The sequence below is a fragment of the Pseudomonas migulae NBRC 103157 genome (genome assembly GCF_002091715.1).
Lineage (GTDB): Bacteria > Pseudomonadota > Gammaproteobacteria > Pseudomonadales > Pseudomonadaceae > Aquipseudomonas > Aquipseudomonas migulae_A.
Genome location: NZ_BDAG01000038.1, coordinates 17,285 through 34,595, shown reverse-complemented (window position 1 = coordinate 34,595; position 17,311 = coordinate 17,285). Strand labels below are relative to the sequence as shown.

Genomic DNA, 17,311 nt, shown 5'->3' with positions numbered 1-17,311 from the left:
GGGTAGCAGTCACCGTCTGTTTGTCATCGAAATGCTAATTACATCTGAACCCCATAAAATTCAGTTATTTCCTTAATTGCCTCAGCTACACCCTCATCATCCCGTAAAAATATATCGTCCATATCTCTTAACGGGGGCAGCGGATGTAAAAGCTCAATCAGCTGGTTCGCAGTGTAGTCTTCAGGGGTCCTGTCTACGGCTTGAACTCTTATAAAACTTATCGAGGCATCGCCTCCTGAAAAATGATTGGCTACTCGTATCTTCGGCGACGCACCATAATTCACCACTACGACGAGATCATTGTTATCGCGGTGAAATTTCAGCTGATGGATGGATGCATCGAAGTCCGTAAAATCGATTCCATCAATACCGCCAGATGCATTAACAATCAAATCTCTTCCCATGCCGTCATATTTGTAAATATCATTGCCCGCACCACCGCTTAAAGTATCGTTACCAGGCCCTCCCCATAGGGTATCGTCCCCTGCGCCACCCGAGATCAAGTCATCTCCGTGCATGCCTCGTATTTCACCAGAGCCGCTCAAAGTGTCATTGCCTTGGCCACCAACGAGAGGGAGTTTTTTAGCATCCCGCAAAGAGATAGCCTCCACCGCATTATCAATTAGAACACCATATTGATAGATATCAGGTGCGGGACCTAATTTACTAACAGCGATAAGTTCCCCCAGATTTAAACTTGACCCATCTGAAAACTCCACAAGTTCAACACCAGAACCACTAAGATCACTAGCATTAGGCAAAACTATACGAACCTGTTGATTTTTACCCCAAGAGATATCAAGCGTTGAGTACAGCATCTGCCCACGGGGTGGATTGCGATAGGCGCCGCGCTGTGGCTTTCGGGCCAACTCAATATTTACTGCTTCGACCAATACGGCGCCCCAATTTAATTGCAACTGATCAAGAGTTACCCTATCTGGAAGTCTGACTGTATCCACATCCTCTGCTCCGAACTCAGAATGCCAACCGGAGGCACCAACTTCCGAGCGAAGAAAAACAGGATTCAACATATCCGCAACAATGGTAGTCGCTCCTGCATGAGGAGCGATTATGTATGTGTCAGGACCATTCTCACCATAAAGCCGGTCGTGCCCTGCGCCACTGACTAGATAGTCCGCACCTTCTGATCCGACCAGCGTATCGTTTCCTGCTCCACCCGAAAGAAATGCACCGGTGGCCCTAGCCTCATATTCGCCATAATCAACGTCGGGAGACTTATAGGTGACCACCAAGTCGTCACCCGCCCCGCCATGAAAAATATTACCGACTTCAAGATTTACTCTGCCGCCAGCATCGTCGCCCTGAACAATTTGATGCTTGATGGTTTCAGTCGTGACATCAAAACTGAACTGCTTATAACTTAACTCGCTGCTTTCTAAGCTTCCCGCAGGGTAAACATACCAGCCTTGGATGACGCCGGTGGCACTTTTATGCTCGACGACAACTTCACCTGCACTCAATGCAAAACCACTGTAGTTCGAACCAGATGAATAATAATGCGGTTCTTGTTTTGGGGTATATTTTAGTCCACCAACCACTGCAGGCCGGGACTCAGAACGGGAAATTAAACTTGAAGTTATCTCGCTGAATACTGCCTTACCAGAAACCAGATTCATCCGCTCCGGGGTTTCCGACAACGATCCCGTCTGAAAACTTTCAACAATCAGATTGGTTTTTTCGTTATAGCTGTAATCATCGTTAGCAATATGATTTTTACTCCAGACTCCCTGAGCATTCAGCAGGAACCCCGATGCCAACATAAGTGCAGAGCGACGCTTTTTCAGATTATCCATAAACTCTTCGCCCCACAATTTATCGGCATCAGTTTTAACTCGCGGGGTATCAGCCGCAGTAATATTGGTATGCGCCGCCCCACTGGAATTGTCATTCTCTCCTGATTGCTCCGTCACAGTATCGTTATCTGCCGCCCCGATGCCACTTTCATCTGCGCCACTTCTCGGAGAGGGGTCTACCAAAGGCGAAACGCCTACCGAACCTCGGGCAATTGCCATAACCTCCTGAAAACTTAAAACGATACCGTCACTGAAACTAAACGATGAATTTTGCCATTTTTCAAAATCACGGATCCGAACCGCGTCACCCAACCCATTCGTCAGTCGTAATACTGGGCCAATATCAACAACAACGATGCCAACTTTTAATTTGCTCGCAGCAAATCCAGGTCCGAATTTTATGATGTTGTTTCCGCCTGTATCTGCGATAACGTCGATACCATCGCCGGCGCCGAAGTGATAAGTGTCATCGCCGTCTAACCCATCCAGATAGTCTTTGCCACTGCCTCCTTCAAAAACGTTGTTACCGGGACCACCGCGAAGATAGTCTCCACCTGCACCGCCATTTAGCGTGTCGTCTCCACCTCCGCCTATCAGGGTGTCGTTACCGGCACCGCCATCAAGATAATCTGCGCCATGTTCCGTTTCGGGCCTTAGCTCATAATCACCCAGCAAGAAGTCGTCATCAGCGCCGCCATAAAGTGTATCGGCGCCCAAGCCTCCCCAGAGTGTGTCGTTTCCTGCATTGCCTTGAATGTAGTCATCATTAATTCCGCCCTCTGGCAGACTGTGTTCGTCTCCGTCCAAGGCGTCATTTCCTTCTCCCCCTATCAGCGTATCGGAGCCGCCCATGCCTATAAGCGTGTCATCACCGATACCGCCATCAAGGAAATCATTACCGTGGTAATTAACGGGATGAGTTAGGTAGTCGCCAGAGAGATTATCGTTACCTGCACCGCCATAAAGTGAATCATCAGCACCGCCCCCCCGGAGGGTGTCGTTGCCCGCACCACCATCCAGAAAGTCACTCCCGAAATAATGGGCTGCATCCCCCTCAAGACCCTGTAACTCAGCGTCATCGCCTTTTAGATCATCGTTACCGAGGCCGCCGTACAACACATCGCTACCACCATTACCGTAAAGTTCGTCATTGCCATCACCACCGTCCAGCAAATCGTTTCCGTGGCTCCTGCTTTTGAGTCCGCCAGCAGAATCGTGGTTGTCTCCAAACAGGATGTCGTCATCATTGCCTCCGAGGAGGGTGTCATTTCCTTGATCGCCGCCCATGACATCATTCCCGGTGCCGCCATCGAGAAAATCGTCCCCCCCACCAGCGGTCATAAAATCGTGACCACCCTGGCCATAAAGAATGTCGTTACCACCTTCTACGGCCGTGCTAGTGGAGGCATCGGATAGGCCTGGATGCCAACTGCTACCATCCTTGCCGAAAGGGAGTTCAACGCGCTTGAATTCCCAGCTGTCCAACAAGCCACCGGTCATACCATCACCCGATAGATTGTCGTCGCCCGCCCCGCCAACCAGCGTATCTCCTCCGGTACCTCCGAGAAGCACGTCTCTGGATGAACTACCGACCAGCAGATCGTCGCCCAGCCCCCCATCAAGCCAATCGCCACGACTTGCTCGTCCGCGAACGGCTCCCCCAGTGATCGCCTTTTTGATAGTGGCCTGCTTCTCTCCAAACAAACGATCATTTCCGGCTTTACCGAATAACCGATCGGAACCACCGAGCCCAATGAGCACATCGTGGTTAACCGATCCGTGCAGCACATCTGCCCGGTTGCTCTGTTTTACCTTCGGCATCACCACAACGTTGCCTAGCTCATCATAAGAAAGCTGCTCACCGGGAACATCCGGATCGGCATCTTCAGCCATTCGGTCACCGGAAATGGTGAGATAGGGCTTCGCAAAGTGAAGGTTTTCGTAGCCTGGAAGCTGGATGCCGAACATTCCCGGTGTGTACTGTCTTATGACGATCAGGTCATTCTGGCCGTATTTGATATTGAGTGTTTTTTCAGCGAGTTCTTCGATGAGGGTTAAAGTAATGGCGCCATCTTCAGTGATCCAGGTATTGCTCAGAGGGCCAATACGTTTTGGGAGAGGTATCGGAAGGCCATGTATCAGTATCTGACCATTGACGTTTAAATCGTAAATCTGATCGATTCCATCGCCACTTGTGAATTCATATCGATCGTTGCCGGCGCCTCCCCTCAGAGTATCGTTACCTTTGCCGCCCACCAATACATCATCACCGGCCATCCCGTGTAGCGCATCATTTCCATCTCCGCCGCTTAACGAGTCGTTTCCCTGACCACCTTCAACATAATCATTTCCTTCACTGCTGTTGATTCTCTCATCGCCGGAACCACCATAAAGATGGTCGATATTTTTTCCCCCGCTGATCGAACGGCCTCCATCATCACCAAACATAACCAGAGGATTTAAAACCCCTGTAATCATTGGAGCCTGTTTACCTGATGCAAGATCTGAATAGGAAAACCTCTGAGCGGTGTTTTCTCCGAATGACCCATTGGTCTTGGCTATCAGGCGGCCTAACATGTCCGCGCGATCAATAAGCCATTGCTCAGTGATGACACCTTCGCCGGTTTTCGAGTCATGGAGTTCCAGTCCGCGCCCTGAAAAACCGTCGTCTCTTTCTATAACTATTTCGCTCAGGTATTTTAGAGAGTTTCGTAACGCCTGCCCGATAGACGTATCCTGGGCAGCTAGTACTCCCCACTCAGAAGCGCTGCCATACTCCCCAATTGTCTTTGCAACAATGCTTTGGGATTGACTGGGCGGGAGCGCCGAGAAAAATGCATAGGCGTTAACAGCAAAAGTTTCATCCGTGGTAGCCGCAACAGTAGCGCCACCTCCGTAGGTTCGTCTAAACATGTCAAAGAAGGCATTCACACCGTATTTCAAGATCAGATTAACTGTTGGTGAAATAGGCGTACCTTTAACTACATACTGAATTAGCGGATTAATATTCCCACTATCGAGCGCCACATTTATCTGCGTCGGGATAGAAAATAATGTCGCCAACATGTGCTGCCCAAAATTATTTACGACAGCCTGAAGAGCTACGCTGTATGAATTTATGGCAAACAGGAGATTCTTAAAATCATCGATCCTATTAACCTTTACTTGATCATGACTGCCTTTTATTTCCGAACCAGGATCACCCGCCGATATCAATCTCCACGTCTCATAGGGAAACTCCCCACCCAACAGGCTAAAGGCGATGGTACCCGACCATCCTGAATTACGACTCGAGGCAGTATCTTCTGTACCACTTTCGTCTTCGAATAATATTTCACCAACGGCTCTTGCATCGATGGAAGCGATTTGGCTAATTAATGGCACTGTCCATGGGGCCAAATCATCTTTAACTGATCCGTACACCAGAGCATTTACAAAATTTACTGCCACACCATTGGATGCTTCTTGTATCAGCTCAGCGTTAAACGTCTTTTTTAGCCTCAACTGCCCTTGCCGTAGCGTATAGGCTCGAATTAAAGCAGAGTAAGCACCGTCTCCTCCATTGGCATCAATCGCCACATCAAGCCAGAGCTTGGCACTTTTCAAAGTGCGCTTAATTGTTTCATTAAAAACAATTCTGCCAGAAAGCTTCTCACCTATAATATCTGATAAAGCCTGATAGAAAGGCGCGCAATTACTACCTTCCTTCCCTACTGCCTTATACCTCTCTTCTTCCGATCCAAATACCATCCCACTGCATATACTGACAGCTTCGAAAATTCTTCTTTTCTCTAAAACACTAAAAACATAACTCATAGTTACTTCCCTGTAATTATAGAGTTCGAAAGATATTCACTAATCATCTGAAGCGCTATGGAAGCCCCCCGCAAGGACTCAGTTCCAGTCCCCACACGGGCATCTCCCCCTGCAAAATCGAAATTATGCAATCCGACCGTACAATAGGCGTTCAAGTCACCAAAATCTAAATTTTCCAATTGCGACTTGTTAAACCTTAATAGATCCGTCCCACTCATTCCGCTTTCTACAATTTTCTCCCGCGGCGAATCCAAGCCGTCACACGATATCGTGCGCGGTGTTCCGTCACGTCGACGCCAATCACGTATTACAAAACTTGTAACCGAGAATTCATTCTTAACACTAGGAGGAGGAGCGGTAAGCCAGAGCTCCAAGCCCGGGTAATTTTTTAGTTTTACAGTAAGCTCATCAGGCCAATCGATAGTCTTACGTCCCATATTGTACGGTTCCGTGGATGGCTTTCTTGTGTACAACCTCGCAGCCACATTGAAATGCCCCCAGCTAGATGGTTTTTCTTTCCCACTCTCCTGATATTCTGTGCGCAGTTCAGTCCCCGTCCACCAGAAAGAACCCTCAAGAACATCTGCAATGCACAACCCGTCTCTCGTTGAAGAACCAAAATGGAATCCTGGTATCTTGGTTCGATCAAGAAGGCTCCCACCCAAGATGGGAACGTGCTCCATACCAGCAAGTTTCTGATTGCATTTTTTTGACTCCTCTCGTCTGCGATCCCGCTCTTCTGCCATGCGTTCAGATTCAACATAACAACTCACCAGCCAAGAACAAAAAGCCACAACCAAACCGTACTTCAGTATGGTTTTACACCACCAATATGCATCCTTGCGAATCACCCTATACATTTCAAACTCCCTTTAAAATGATCAAACAGCCTATTTAGAACAAGAAACCAGGCGATCAAAAATCTCGAAATAGCCTTGCAAGCCATGTTTTAAATCAAACCTGCTCGCTGTCGATTTCGCTGTTTTTCCAATCAAATTAAAATCACCGGGAGTTTTTAAGACGCTGCATACTTTTCCAGCTATTGCCTCAGCATCAAAAAAATCCACCAGCAATCCATTTATACCGTCGTCAATTACCTCCCGAACCGGAGCGGTATCGGAACCTATCACGACACACTCAGAGGCCATCGCCTCTAGTAACGACCAAGACATAACGAAGGGATAAGTCAAATAAACATGCACTTCTGAAACCTGCAAAACGGCTCTATACGTTTCATAAGACAGCTTACCCGTGAAATGCACCTTGGAAAGATCTATATCCAACTCCTCCAGCAACTTACTGCGCCAATTAGCAAACCCTTTCGGCAAACGCCCATAACTGACACCATCGCCTCCCACGATTACAATCTGGGCGCCCGGACAATCGGCCTGGATATAAGGAATAGATCTCATGAAACTATGAAATCCGCGATAAGGTTCGAGGTTTCTCGCGACATACGTCACGATTGGCTGCCCGGTTTCCAGCACGTGCCCACTGGGTAGCCTTACAGAGGAAAACGGCATAGGCCCAAGAGTTTCTAAAGGAATACCCTCATGAATCACGTGAATTTTTGAGTGATACGCTGTCGGAAACAAACTCCGCTGCCAATGTGTTGGTGCAACTCCAACATCACATTGTTCAAGATTCAAAAGATGCATCGAGTTCAGCGGACGAATTCTTGAAGAAGCATCTGGCGCACACGGAAACTCAGGATCAAAACCCACATCCGCGCCTTTTGAATGATAGTAATACTCACAAAAATGAATCAGGGGAATATCAGGATATACATCCTTAACAAACAGTGTTTCGCCCCATCCTGGATGCGCGAGTACCACATCAGGGCGATAACCTCTTTGCTTGAGCCCTTTCAACAACCCAAGGACTTGTTGCCCATCACCTACCGCCTCTTCATATTTATGCAAATACGGATGAGTATAATTTGACGCTTTTTTTATAGATCTATATCTAAAGAGCTTTATTCCATGCAGACCTGGAGCAGTATCTCGACCTATCGCAGTGACTGTGACGCCCGGCCGGCACAGCGCCGCCAATGCAACATGCCGAAATTGACCAGGAAAGTTTTGATGGATAATAAGTAAATTCATGATTTAAATAGCTTTCTGCTCGTACACCCTCATTTCATTGAAGTTTTTTTTCAACATCAATACGAATGCACAAACGCTAACAAACGCGCAGAAATAAAAATGTAGGAGGGTTCCGAGAACGCCCGAGGAGATGGAGCAAGGAGGGTGAATTTCGAATCGGGCAGGCCACCGCAGTTCCTTGAGGCCGTCACCTAAACCCCAGTCATGACCTGCGACCCCTATCTCTGGCGCATAAAAAAAGCGGCGCTTTATGCGCCGCTTTATCGAGGATGTTTCCGTGGAAGCTACCGGTGACTGCCACGCCCATCATGGCCGCCCCGTCCACCCCGACCATCGCGTCCGCCATGGCCACCGCGATTGTCGTTGTTCCAATTGCCACGGTTACGACCGTCCCAACCGCCACGGCCATGACCGTCCCAGCCGCGACTCTGATGAGCTCGGTAGTCGCCTCGTGGCGACGGCTGGTAATAACGCGGCGCCGGTTGATAAACCCGCGGCTGGTAGTAATACCGCGGAGTAGGCTGGTAATACCGGGCCGGTGGCGAGTAATACCGGCGCGGCGATGTGTAGTAACCGCCATTGGAGTAGTAAGGCCCGCCACCGGAGTAATACGGCGCAGGGGATGTGTACACCTCGGAACTGTAGTAGCTGCCTCCTCCATCGGCATAGGGTACGCACGCACCAACAGACAAACCCAACAAGGCAATCAGAAGAATTCGACGGAGCATAGCGGCCTCCTGGACCGCGAGTGAGCCACACCAGCGACGCTGGCGAGCGACAGTCAATTATTCGGTGACTGTCGAGAGATCAGACATCGAATTCGAAATCTGGTGCGGTCCTGCAACAAGTTGAAACATCTGGCCGATGAAAGGTTTTTCATCCATTCACCTGCTGATTAATGGTGCCCTCCACGATATCCACCGCCGTAATGACGTGGCCCATGCCCGCCCCAATAGTAGTAGCGATAGCCGCCATAAAAGCGTGGGCCATAGTAATAGCGCGGGCCGTAGTAGTAGTAGGAATACGGCGCATAGCCGGGATAGTAATAAGGTGTGGAGTACACATCGTATGAGCCGGCGTAGTAGTAGCAACCGGCCAGCCCGGCACCAAGCACAACACCCAGCAACAGTCGACGAAACATGGCGTGGCCTCCTGAAAGACCCGCAGCCGATACAGGCCGGCTGACACCTGTTTTGACTGGAAATACGATGGCGAGTGCCGGGCGACTCCGGCCTTCGGATCAGCGGCCAGCCGCGCTGCATCTCGGTGCACGGACGCACCATCACAAAGCAACGAACACCCCTTCCATCACGCCATTTAATGGCAATCCCTCGGCCCAGAGCGCTTCGGGCGACTTGGCACGGCTCTCGCTTTAACAAACCCCGTGCAGGAGTCATCACAGGTTCGCGGCACCACAATTTGCAATGGCTGACTAGGGTTCCGGCTCGCTGACGCGAGTGACTGGTCCGAGAGTTGGCGACCTCCAGTTGAGGTTACACGGCGGGACAAAAGCCCGGGAGACAAGCCACCGTTCACGGTGCCGCGTTGACTCCTGCCCGCCCTTGATCAACTGGAGAACCACCCATGCTCAAGCTTCGTTTACCCGCCCTCCTCGCCGCTGCGTTCGCAGCCTTCGTGAGCGTTTCGTCCCAGGCTGCGCAAAAAGACCATTTCAGCGTCTGCTGGACCATCTACGCCGGTTGGATGCCCTGGGAGTACGCCGGCAGCCAAGGCATCGTCGACAAATGGGCGAAAAAGTACGGCATCAAGATTGATGTGGTGCAGCTCAATGACTACGTCGAATCCATCAACCAATACACCGCCGGCCAGTTCGACGGCTGCACCATGACCAACATGGACGCGCTGACCATTCCGGCAGCCGGTGGCGTGGACAGCACCGCGCTGATCGTCAGCGACTTCTCCAACGGCAACGACGGCATCGTGCTCAAGGGCGACGGCAAGAAAGTCAGCGACCTCAAGGGCATGGACGTCAATCTCGTCGAGCTGTCGGTTTCCCACTACTTGCTGGCTCGGGCACTGGATTCGGTGGACCTCACCGAGAAAGACCTGAAAGTGGTCAACACCTCCGACGCCGACATCTCGGCGGCGTTCAACACCGACCAGGTCAACGCCGTCACCACCTGGAACCCGATGCTCTCCGACATCAAGGCCAAGCCCGGCGTGACCGAAGTCTTCAATTCCAGCCAGATCCCCGGCGAAATCATGGACATGATGGTGGTCAACAGCGCCACCCTCAAAGACAACCCTGCCCTGGGCAAAGCGCTGACCGGCGCCTGGTTCGAAGTGGTCGAGTTGATGAACGCGAAAAACGCGGCCAGCAAGGCGGCCCTCGAACACATGGCCAAAGCGTCTGGCACCGACCTCGCAGGTTTCCAGGCGCAGCTCGACACCACCAAATTGTTCGCCACGCCGAAAGAAGCCCTGGGGTTCGCCACCAGCAAGCAACTGCCGGAGACCATGCGCAAGGTCGCCGAGTTCTCCTTTCAGCACGGCTTGCTCGGTGAAGGCGCCAAGGACACCAGCGCCGTCGGCATGGCCTTCGCCAATGGCGTGACCAGCGGCGACAAGACCAACCTCAAGCTGCGCTTCGACCCGAGTTACGTGCAGATGGCCGCCGACGCCAAGCTGTAAGAAGAGGAACTGGCCATGCGCCTGATCAATCGCCACCCGGATCGTCCGAGTCGCCTGTTGTTGGTGATCTTGCCGTTCGCCCTGGTGCTGTTCGCCTACTTCATGGGCTCGGCCGAGCGGCTGACGGATAACCCCAACGACAAACTGTTGCCGAGCGCGGTGCAGATGACCGACGCGGTGAAGCGCCTGGCGTTCACCGCCGACAGTCGCACCGGCGAATACGTGCTGTGGCAAGACACCGCGTCCAGTTTGCGCCGGCTCGCGATCGGTCTCGGCATCAGCGCACTGGCCGGGCTGTGCCTGGGCATCGCCGCCGGGACGTTGCCGCTGTTTGGCGCGCCGCTGTCGCCGCTGCTGACAGTGCTGTCGATGGTGCCGCCGCTGGCGATCCTGCCGATTCTGTTCATCGTCTTCGGGCTGGGGGAATTGTCGAAAGTGATGCTGATCGTGATCGGCATCACCCCGTGCCTGGCGCGGGATCTGGAACAGCGCGCCCGGGAAATTCCGGTGGAATTGCTGATAAAGGCCCAGACCCTCGGCGCTTCAACCTGGACGCTGATGCTGCGTGTGGTGCTGCCGCAATTGCTGCCGCGCCTGCTGATCTCGCTGCGGCTGATGCTCGGTTCGGCGTGGTTGTTCCTGATCGCTGCCGAAGCCATCGCTTCCACCGACGGCCTCGGTTACCGGATTTTCCTGGTGCGTCGTTACCTGGCGATGGATGTGATTCTGCCGTACGTGGTGTGGATCACCCTGCTCGCCTGGCTGATGGACTGGGGCCTGAAGCGCCTGACCCAGCGCGCGTTCCCCTGGTATGAAGGAGCCCGCGCATGAGCTTCATCACGGTAAAAAACGTCTGGCAGCAATACGCCGATCAGGTGGTGCTCGAAGGTTTGAACCTGAACGTCAACGAAGGTGAGTTCTGCACCCTGGTCGGCGCATCGGGTTGTGGCAAATCCACCTTCCTTCGACTGCTACTCGGTCAGGAGCGCGCCAGTCGCGGCGAGATTTTGTTGGACGGTCAAACGCTGGCCGGCGAACCGGATTCGAGCCGTGGCGTGGTGTTCCAGCGCTACTCGGTGTTCCCGCACCTGACGGTGCTGGACAACGTCGCCCTCGGCCTCGAACTGCCATGCTCGCCGTTGCTTGGGCGGTTGTTCGGCAGCGCTAAAAAAGAGGCGCGAGAACAGGCCTCGGTGCTGCTGCACAAAGTGGGGCTCGGCCACTCGCTGGACAAGTACCCGGCGCAGCTCTCCGGCGGCATGCAACAACGGTTGGCCATCGCCCAGGCGTTGATCATGAAACCCCGCGTGTTGCTGCTCGACGAACCGTTCGGCGCCCTCGATCCGGGCATCCGCAAAGACATGCACGCCTTGTTGCTGGAGCTGTGGCGCGAGACGCGACTGACGGTGTTCATGGTCACCCATGACCTGTCCGAAGGTTTCAGCCTCGGCACCCGTTTGCTGGTCTTCGACAAGGTCCGCGTCGACCCGCACGCCCCCGGCGCCTATGGCGCGCGCATCACCTACGACATCCCTTTGAACAGCGACCGCCGCGCCCACAGCAAAGCCGTCGATGCCTTGCCGGCTGAGCTGGCAGGCACGCTTCGTATCGCTTAGAGGAATCTGCACATGACTGATTCGACCCAACTGTTCCCTCCCTTCGCCGAAGAAATACTCCCCGGTGGCGGCCATCGTTCGTTCGTCCTGAAACGCGGCCAACTGCTGCGTCTCACCGACCTGCGCGGCGGCGCCAACGTCAGCCTGACGCTGCTCAATGCCAACGAAAAAACCGAACGCCTGAACCTGCCCGACAGCCTCAAATGCCAACACACCGCCAAGCTCACCACTGGCCATTGTCTCTACTCGGACATGGGCCGGGTGCTGGCGGCAATAACCGCCGACACCTGCGGTTGGAGTGACAGCCTCGGCGGCGTGCTCTGCGCTGAGGAAGTCGCGCAAAAATACGGCGCAGGCCGCTATCAGGAACTGCGCAACGGCTTCTTCCGCAACGGCACCGACAACCTGTTGGTGGAACTGGGCAAGTGGGGGCTGGGCCTGTCGGACCTGCTGATGACCCTTAACCTGTTCAGCCGCGTGAATGTCGATGAGGCCGGGGGTTTCCACTTCGTCGAAGGCAATTCCAAGGCCGGCGACTACATCGAGTTGTACGCGCCGATGGACACGCTGGTGGTGCTCACTGCCCTGCAACATCCGATGGACCCGTCGCCGGAATACGCACCGAAACCACTGAAGCTGAGCTGGATGAACGCCGACGCCAGCGTCGCCGAGCACTGTCGCACCTCGCGCCCGGAAAACGAGCGCGGCTTCATCAACACCGACCGTCTGTTCGCCTGAGGATCGCTGCCATGTCACTCGCAATCGCTACCGCTCAAAAGCATCCGGAAACGGCGGTCTATCGCGCCACCATCCCCGCCGGTGAACCGTGGCTGATGGAAGTCAAGGCCGGCCAGACCTTGCGTATCCTCGATCTGGAAGGCAATCAGGCCGTCGATACCTTGTTCTACAGCGTCGCCAACCCGAAAGAACGCTACGACGTGCAACGCACTTTGCGCCGGCAAAACAGCGTCTACCTGAGCACCGGCAGCGTGCTGTATTCCAACCTCGGCAAACCGATGCTGACCATCGTCGCCGACACCTGCGGCCGCCACGACACCCTCGGCGGTGCCTGCGCGCAAGAGAGCAACACCGTGCGTTACGCGCTGGAAAAACGCTACATGCACAGCTGCCGCGACAACTACCTGCGCGCCTGCGTCCACGACGGGCGACTGGGCAAGGGCGACATCGGGCCGAACATCAATTTCTTCATGAACGTGCCGGTCACGGCGGATGGCGGGCTGACGTTTGAAGACGGGATTTCGGCGCCGGGCAAGTACGTTGATCTGCGGGCGGAGATGGATGTGATCGTGCTGATTTCAAACTGTCCGCAGCTGAACAATCCGTGCAATGCCTACAACCCTACGCCTGCGGAGTTACTGGTATGGAACTGAGTCGTTTACGCCGCTGGCTGTATGCCTTGTGTCAGGCCCGCTCAGGCCAGTGCCTCAAAAAGTAAAAACACCACAAACCCAATGTGGGAGCGGGCTTGCTCGCGATTGTGGAGTGTCAGTCGACATCAATCTCGAATGTACTGGCCCCATCGCGAGCAAGCCCGCCCCCACAGGGGTTCGGTGGCGTTCTGAAGACAAGTGAATCTGCCGTCGGGGACGACCCCGGCGCCCAACGAAAAACTGCGGGACGGCCCGCATCCCCTCCGGGGTCTATGCCATGTTCGAAAAAGTCCTGATTGCCAACCGTGGCGCCATTGCCTGCCGCATCCTGCGCACCCTGCGTGAGCTGCACGTCAACGGCGTCGCCGTGTACTCCGAAGCCGATGCCGCGAGCCTGCACATTCTGCAAGCCGATGAAGCCCACAGCCTCGGTGAAGGCGCGGCGGCCGGCACCTATCTGGCGGTCGACAAAATCCTCGCCATCGCCAAAGCCACCGGCGCCACGGCGATCCATCCCGGCTACGGTTTCCTTTCGGAGAACGCCGCGTTCGCCGAAGCCTGCGCAGCTGCCGACATCGCCTTCATCGGCCCGACGCCAGAACAACTGCGCGTGTTCGGCCTCAAACACACCGCGCGCGCATTGGCCAAGCAACACGGCGTGCCGATGCTCGAAGGCACCGAGTTGCTCGACAGCCTCGACGCGGCGCTGATCGCCGGCGAACAGGTCGGCTACCCGGTGATGCTCAAAAGCACCGCAGGCGGTGGCGGCATCGGCATGCGCGTGTGCCGCAGTGCGGCCGAGTTGAGCGAATCCTTTGAAGCGGTGAAACGCCTCGGCCAGAACAATTTCAGTGACGCCGGGGTGTTCATCGAGAAGTACATCCAGCGCGCACGGCACCTGGAAGTCCAGGTGTTCGGCGACGGTCGCGGTGAAGTGATCGCCCTCGGCGTACGCGATTGCTCGGTGCAGCGCCGCAACCAGAAAGTCCTTGAAGAAACCCCGGCGCCGAACCTGCCCGAAGGCATGGCGGAGGCGCTTTGCGCCGCTGCGATCAAACTGGCAAAAGCCGTGAATTACCGCAGCGCCGGCACCGTGGAATTCGTCTTCGACAGTGAGGCCCGGCGTTTCTATTTTCTCGAAGTGAACACCCGTCTGCAGGTGGAGCACGGCGTCACCGAACAGGTGTGGGGCGTGGACCTGGTGCGCTGGATGGTCGAACTGGCGGCCGGGGATTTGCCGCCGTTGAGCGTGTTGAGCCAAGGCTTGAAAGCCAACGGCCATGCGATTCAGGCACGGCTGTATGCGGAAGACCCGGGTCGTGATTTTCAGCCGAGCCCCGGTTTGCTGACTGCTGTCAATTTCCCCGTAGCCGACGGCAAACAGCTGCGCATCGACACCTGGGTCGAGGCCGGTTGCGAGATTCCGCCGTACTTCGACCCGATGATCGCCAAGGTCATTTGCTGGGCGCCGACCCGCGAAGCAGCGCGTGCCGATCTGCATCAAGCATTGGGCGATAGCCTGCTCTACGGTGTGGAAACCAACCGCGATTATCTGCGGCAGATTTTGCTCGATGCGCCGTTCGCCAGCGGTCAGCCGTGGACCCGCTGCCTCGAACATCTGGTCTATCAGGCCAACACATTTGAAGTACTCAGCGCCGGTACGCAGACCAGTGTTCAGGACTATCCCGGCCGCCTTGGATACTGGGCCGTGGGCGTGCCACCGTCGGGGCCGATGGACAGTCGCGCGCTGCGCTTGGGCAACCTTTTGCTGGGTAACGAAGCAGGTGCCGCCGCGCTGGAAATCACCATGAGCGGGCCGTTGCTGCGCTTCAATTGCGACGCCGTGGTGGCGGTCACCGGGGCGGTGATTCCGCTGGCGTTGAACGGTGAAACGGTTGCAATGAACACGGCGCTGCTGATTCCGGCCGGTGCCACGCTAAGTCTCGGGACGATTGCCGGTGCGGGCGCTCGCAGTTATCTGTGCCTGCGCGGCGGTCTGCAGGTGCCGGATTATCTGGGCAGTAAAAGTACCTTCACCCTTGGCCAGTTTGGCGGGCATGGTGGTCGGGCGTTGCGCGCAGGTGACGTGTTGCATGTGCCTGCTTTGATTGATCGCAGCGTCGGCGAGCAACTGTCTGAAATCGCTGAATTGCCTGCCGTGCGGCAAATTCGGGTGATCTACGGCCCGCATGGCGCACCGGAATACTTCACCGAAAACTACATCGGCACTTTCTTTGCGACTCAGTGGGAAGTGCATTTCAACTCCAGCAGAACCGGCGTGCGGCTGATCGGGCCGAAGCCGGAATGGGTGCGTGCTGATGGTGGTGAGGCGGGGCTGCATCCGTCGAACATTCATGACAATCCGTATGCCATTGGCGCGGTGGATTTCACTGGGGACATGCCAGTGATTCTCGGGCCGGACGGTCCGAGCCTGGGCGGGTTTGTGTGCCCGGTGACGGTGATCGAGGCGGATCTTTGGCAGTTGGGGCAATTGAAGGCTGGGGACAAAGTGCAGTTCCTCCCCGTCGATCTCCAGACCGCCCGCAATCTCGCCCTGAAATGGAACCCTTGTAGGAGCCGGCTTGCTGGCGATGGAGCCCTAATAGACACCGCGTCCACTTCATCGCCAGCAAGCCGGCGCCTACAGTCGCCTGTGGTGTTGAATTTGGGTCAGGAGGATACGCGGTTGGTTGCACGTCTTTCGGGGGATACGCATCTTCTGCTGGAGATCGGCGCACCGGAACTCGACCTTGTTTTGCGCTTCCGCGCCCACGCACTCATGCAAGCCCTGGAAAGCAAAAACCTGCACGGTGTCATCGACCTCACCCCCGGCATCCGTTCACTGCAAGTGCACTACCAACCCGAACAACTGCCGCTGGCCGATCTGCTCGGCATCGTCGCCGGTGAATGGGACGCGGTGTGCGCCGCCAAGGACCTGCAAGTCCCCTCGCGCATCGTCCATCTGCCGCTGTCCTGGGACGACCCGGCCTGCCAGTTGGCGATCGAGAAATACATGACCACCGTGCGCAAGGACGCGCCATGGTGCCCGAGCAATCTGGAGTTCATCCGCCGCATCAACGACCTGCCGAACCTCGACGAAGTACAGCGCACAGTGTTCGATGCCAGTTACCTGGTGATGGGCCTGGGCGACGTTTACCTCGGCGCACCGGTCGCCACGCCGCTCGACCCGCGCCACCGCCTGGTGACCACCAAGTACAACCCGGCCCGCACCTGGACCGCGGAAAACTCGGTGGGCATCGGTGGCGCCTACATGTGCGTGTACGGCATGGAAGGTCCCGGCGGTTATCAGTTCGTCGGTCGTACGTTGCAGATGTGGAACCGCTACCGCGAAGTCGCCGCGTTCGATGGCAAACCGTGGCTGCTGCGCTTCTTCGATCAGATCCGCTTCTACCCGGTGAGCGCCGATGAACTGCTGCGCATCCGCCGGGATTTCCCGCTCGGGCGCTTCGATCTGAACATCGAACACAGCCAGTTGAACCTCGCGGATTACCAGGCGTTCCTGGCGAAAGAAGCCGAGACCATTGCCACGTTTCGCGAGCAGCAACAAGGCGCGTTCAACGCCGAGCGCGAGCGCTGGATCGCCAGCGGCCAGGCGCATTACGACAGTGAAGAGCCGGCACCGGAAACGACTGAAGACGCACCACTGGCCAGTGGTGAAATGAGCGTCGACAGCCACATCGCCGGCAACCTCTGGCAGGTTCAGGTGCAGACCGGCAGCCGCGTGGCCGCCGGTGATGTGCTGGTGATTCTGGAGTCGATGAAGATGGAAATTCCGCTGCTCGCGCCCATGGCCGGCGTGGTGCGCGAGATCCGCGTGCAACCGGGTTCGGCGGTGCGCGCCGGACAGCGCGTCGTGGTGCTGGAACTCGACTGAACCATTTGAAAAAGGATTAACG

Annotated in this window: 11 protein-coding genes and 1 riboswitch; of the genes, 6 read left to right on the top strand and 5 right to left on the bottom strand. The window is 55.4% G+C overall.

Annotated elements, in window-relative coordinates; all coding sequences use genetic code 11:
• Nucleotides 1-38: 38 nt before the first annotated feature.
• From PMI01S_RS32235 to PMI01S_RS24095, 5 genes are all read right to left on the bottom strand, one after another.
• Nucleotides 39-5,630 carry a calcium-binding protein gene (locus PMI01S_RS32235; protein ID WP_084322648.1) on the bottom strand — a complete coding sequence of 1,864 codons (5,592 nt, stop codon included), beginning with the start codon at nt 5,628-5,630 and terminating at the stop codon, nt 39-41.
• A gap of 2 nt (nt 5,631-5,632) precedes the next feature.
• Nucleotides 5,633-6,490 carry a hypothetical protein gene (locus PMI01S_RS24110; RefSeq protein WP_084322647.1) on the bottom strand — a complete coding sequence of 286 codons (858 nt, stop codon included), beginning with the start codon at nt 6,488-6,490 and terminating at the stop codon, nt 5,633-5,635.
• A gap of 30 nt (nt 6,491-6,520) precedes the next feature.
• Entirely contained in the window at nt 6,521-7,735 is a 1,215-nt protein-coding gene (locus PMI01S_RS24105) for a glycosyltransferase family 4 protein (RefSeq protein WP_084322646.1), read from the bottom strand.
• A 284-nt stretch (nt 7,736-8,019) separates the two neighbouring features.
• Nucleotides 8,020-8,463 carry a hypothetical protein gene (locus tag PMI01S_RS24100; protein WP_084322645.1) on the bottom strand — a complete coding sequence of 148 codons (444 nt, stop codon included), beginning with the start codon at nt 8,461-8,463 and terminating at the stop codon, nt 8,020-8,022.
• Nucleotides 8,464-8,630: 167 nt separating this feature from the next.
• Entirely contained in the window at nt 8,631-8,876 is a 246-nt protein-coding gene (locus PMI01S_RS24095; protein ID WP_084322644.1) for a hypothetical protein, read from the bottom strand.
• A 280-nt stretch (nt 8,877-9,156) separates the two neighbouring features.
• Nucleotides 9,157-9,257: riboswitch (guanidine-I (ykkC/yxkD leader) on the top strand.
• A 62-nt stretch (nt 9,258-9,319) separates the two neighbouring features.
• On the opposite strand from PMI01S_RS24095, the gene PMI01S_RS24085 reads away from it, so the two are divergent.
• From PMI01S_RS24085 to uca, 6 genes are all read left to right on the top strand, one after another.
• On the top strand, nt 9,320-10,387 hold the full coding sequence (locus PMI01S_RS24085) for a putative urea ABC transporter substrate-binding protein (RefSeq protein WP_084322643.1): 1,068 nt from the start codon (nt 9,320-9,322) through the stop codon (nt 10,385-10,387).
• Nucleotides 10,388-10,402: 15 nt separating this feature from the next.
• Nucleotides 10,403-11,218, top strand: coding sequence for an ABC transporter permease (locus tag PMI01S_RS24080; protein WP_084322642.1), 816 nt, complete (start codon nt 10,403-10,405; stop codon nt 11,216-11,218).
• On the top strand, nt 11,215-12,003 hold the full coding sequence (locus tag PMI01S_RS24075) for an ABC transporter ATP-binding protein (RefSeq protein ID WP_084322641.1): 789 nt from the start codon (nt 11,215-11,217) through the stop codon (nt 12,001-12,003). Before PMI01S_RS24080 ends, PMI01S_RS24075 begins: the two co-directional genes overlap by 4 nt.
• A gap of 12 nt (nt 12,004-12,015) precedes the next feature.
• Complete coding sequence (locus tag PMI01S_RS24070; RefSeq protein ID WP_084322640.1) at nt 12,016-12,741, top strand: urea amidolyase associated protein UAAP1; 726 nt, start codon at nt 12,016-12,018, stop codon at nt 12,739-12,741.
• An 11-nt stretch (nt 12,742-12,752) separates the two neighbouring features.
• Nucleotides 12,753-13,394 carry an urea amidolyase associated protein UAAP2 gene (locus PMI01S_RS24065; RefSeq protein WP_017336948.1) on the top strand — a complete coding sequence of 214 codons (642 nt, stop codon included), beginning with the start codon at nt 12,753-12,755 and terminating at the stop codon, nt 13,392-13,394.
• Nucleotides 13,395-13,671: 277 nt separating this feature from the next.
• On the top strand, nt 13,672-17,289 hold the full coding sequence (gene uca, locus PMI01S_RS24060; RefSeq protein ID WP_084322639.1) for an urea carboxylase: 3,618 nt from the start codon (nt 13,672-13,674) through the stop codon (nt 17,287-17,289).
• Nucleotides 17,290-17,311 lie beyond the last annotated feature (22 nt).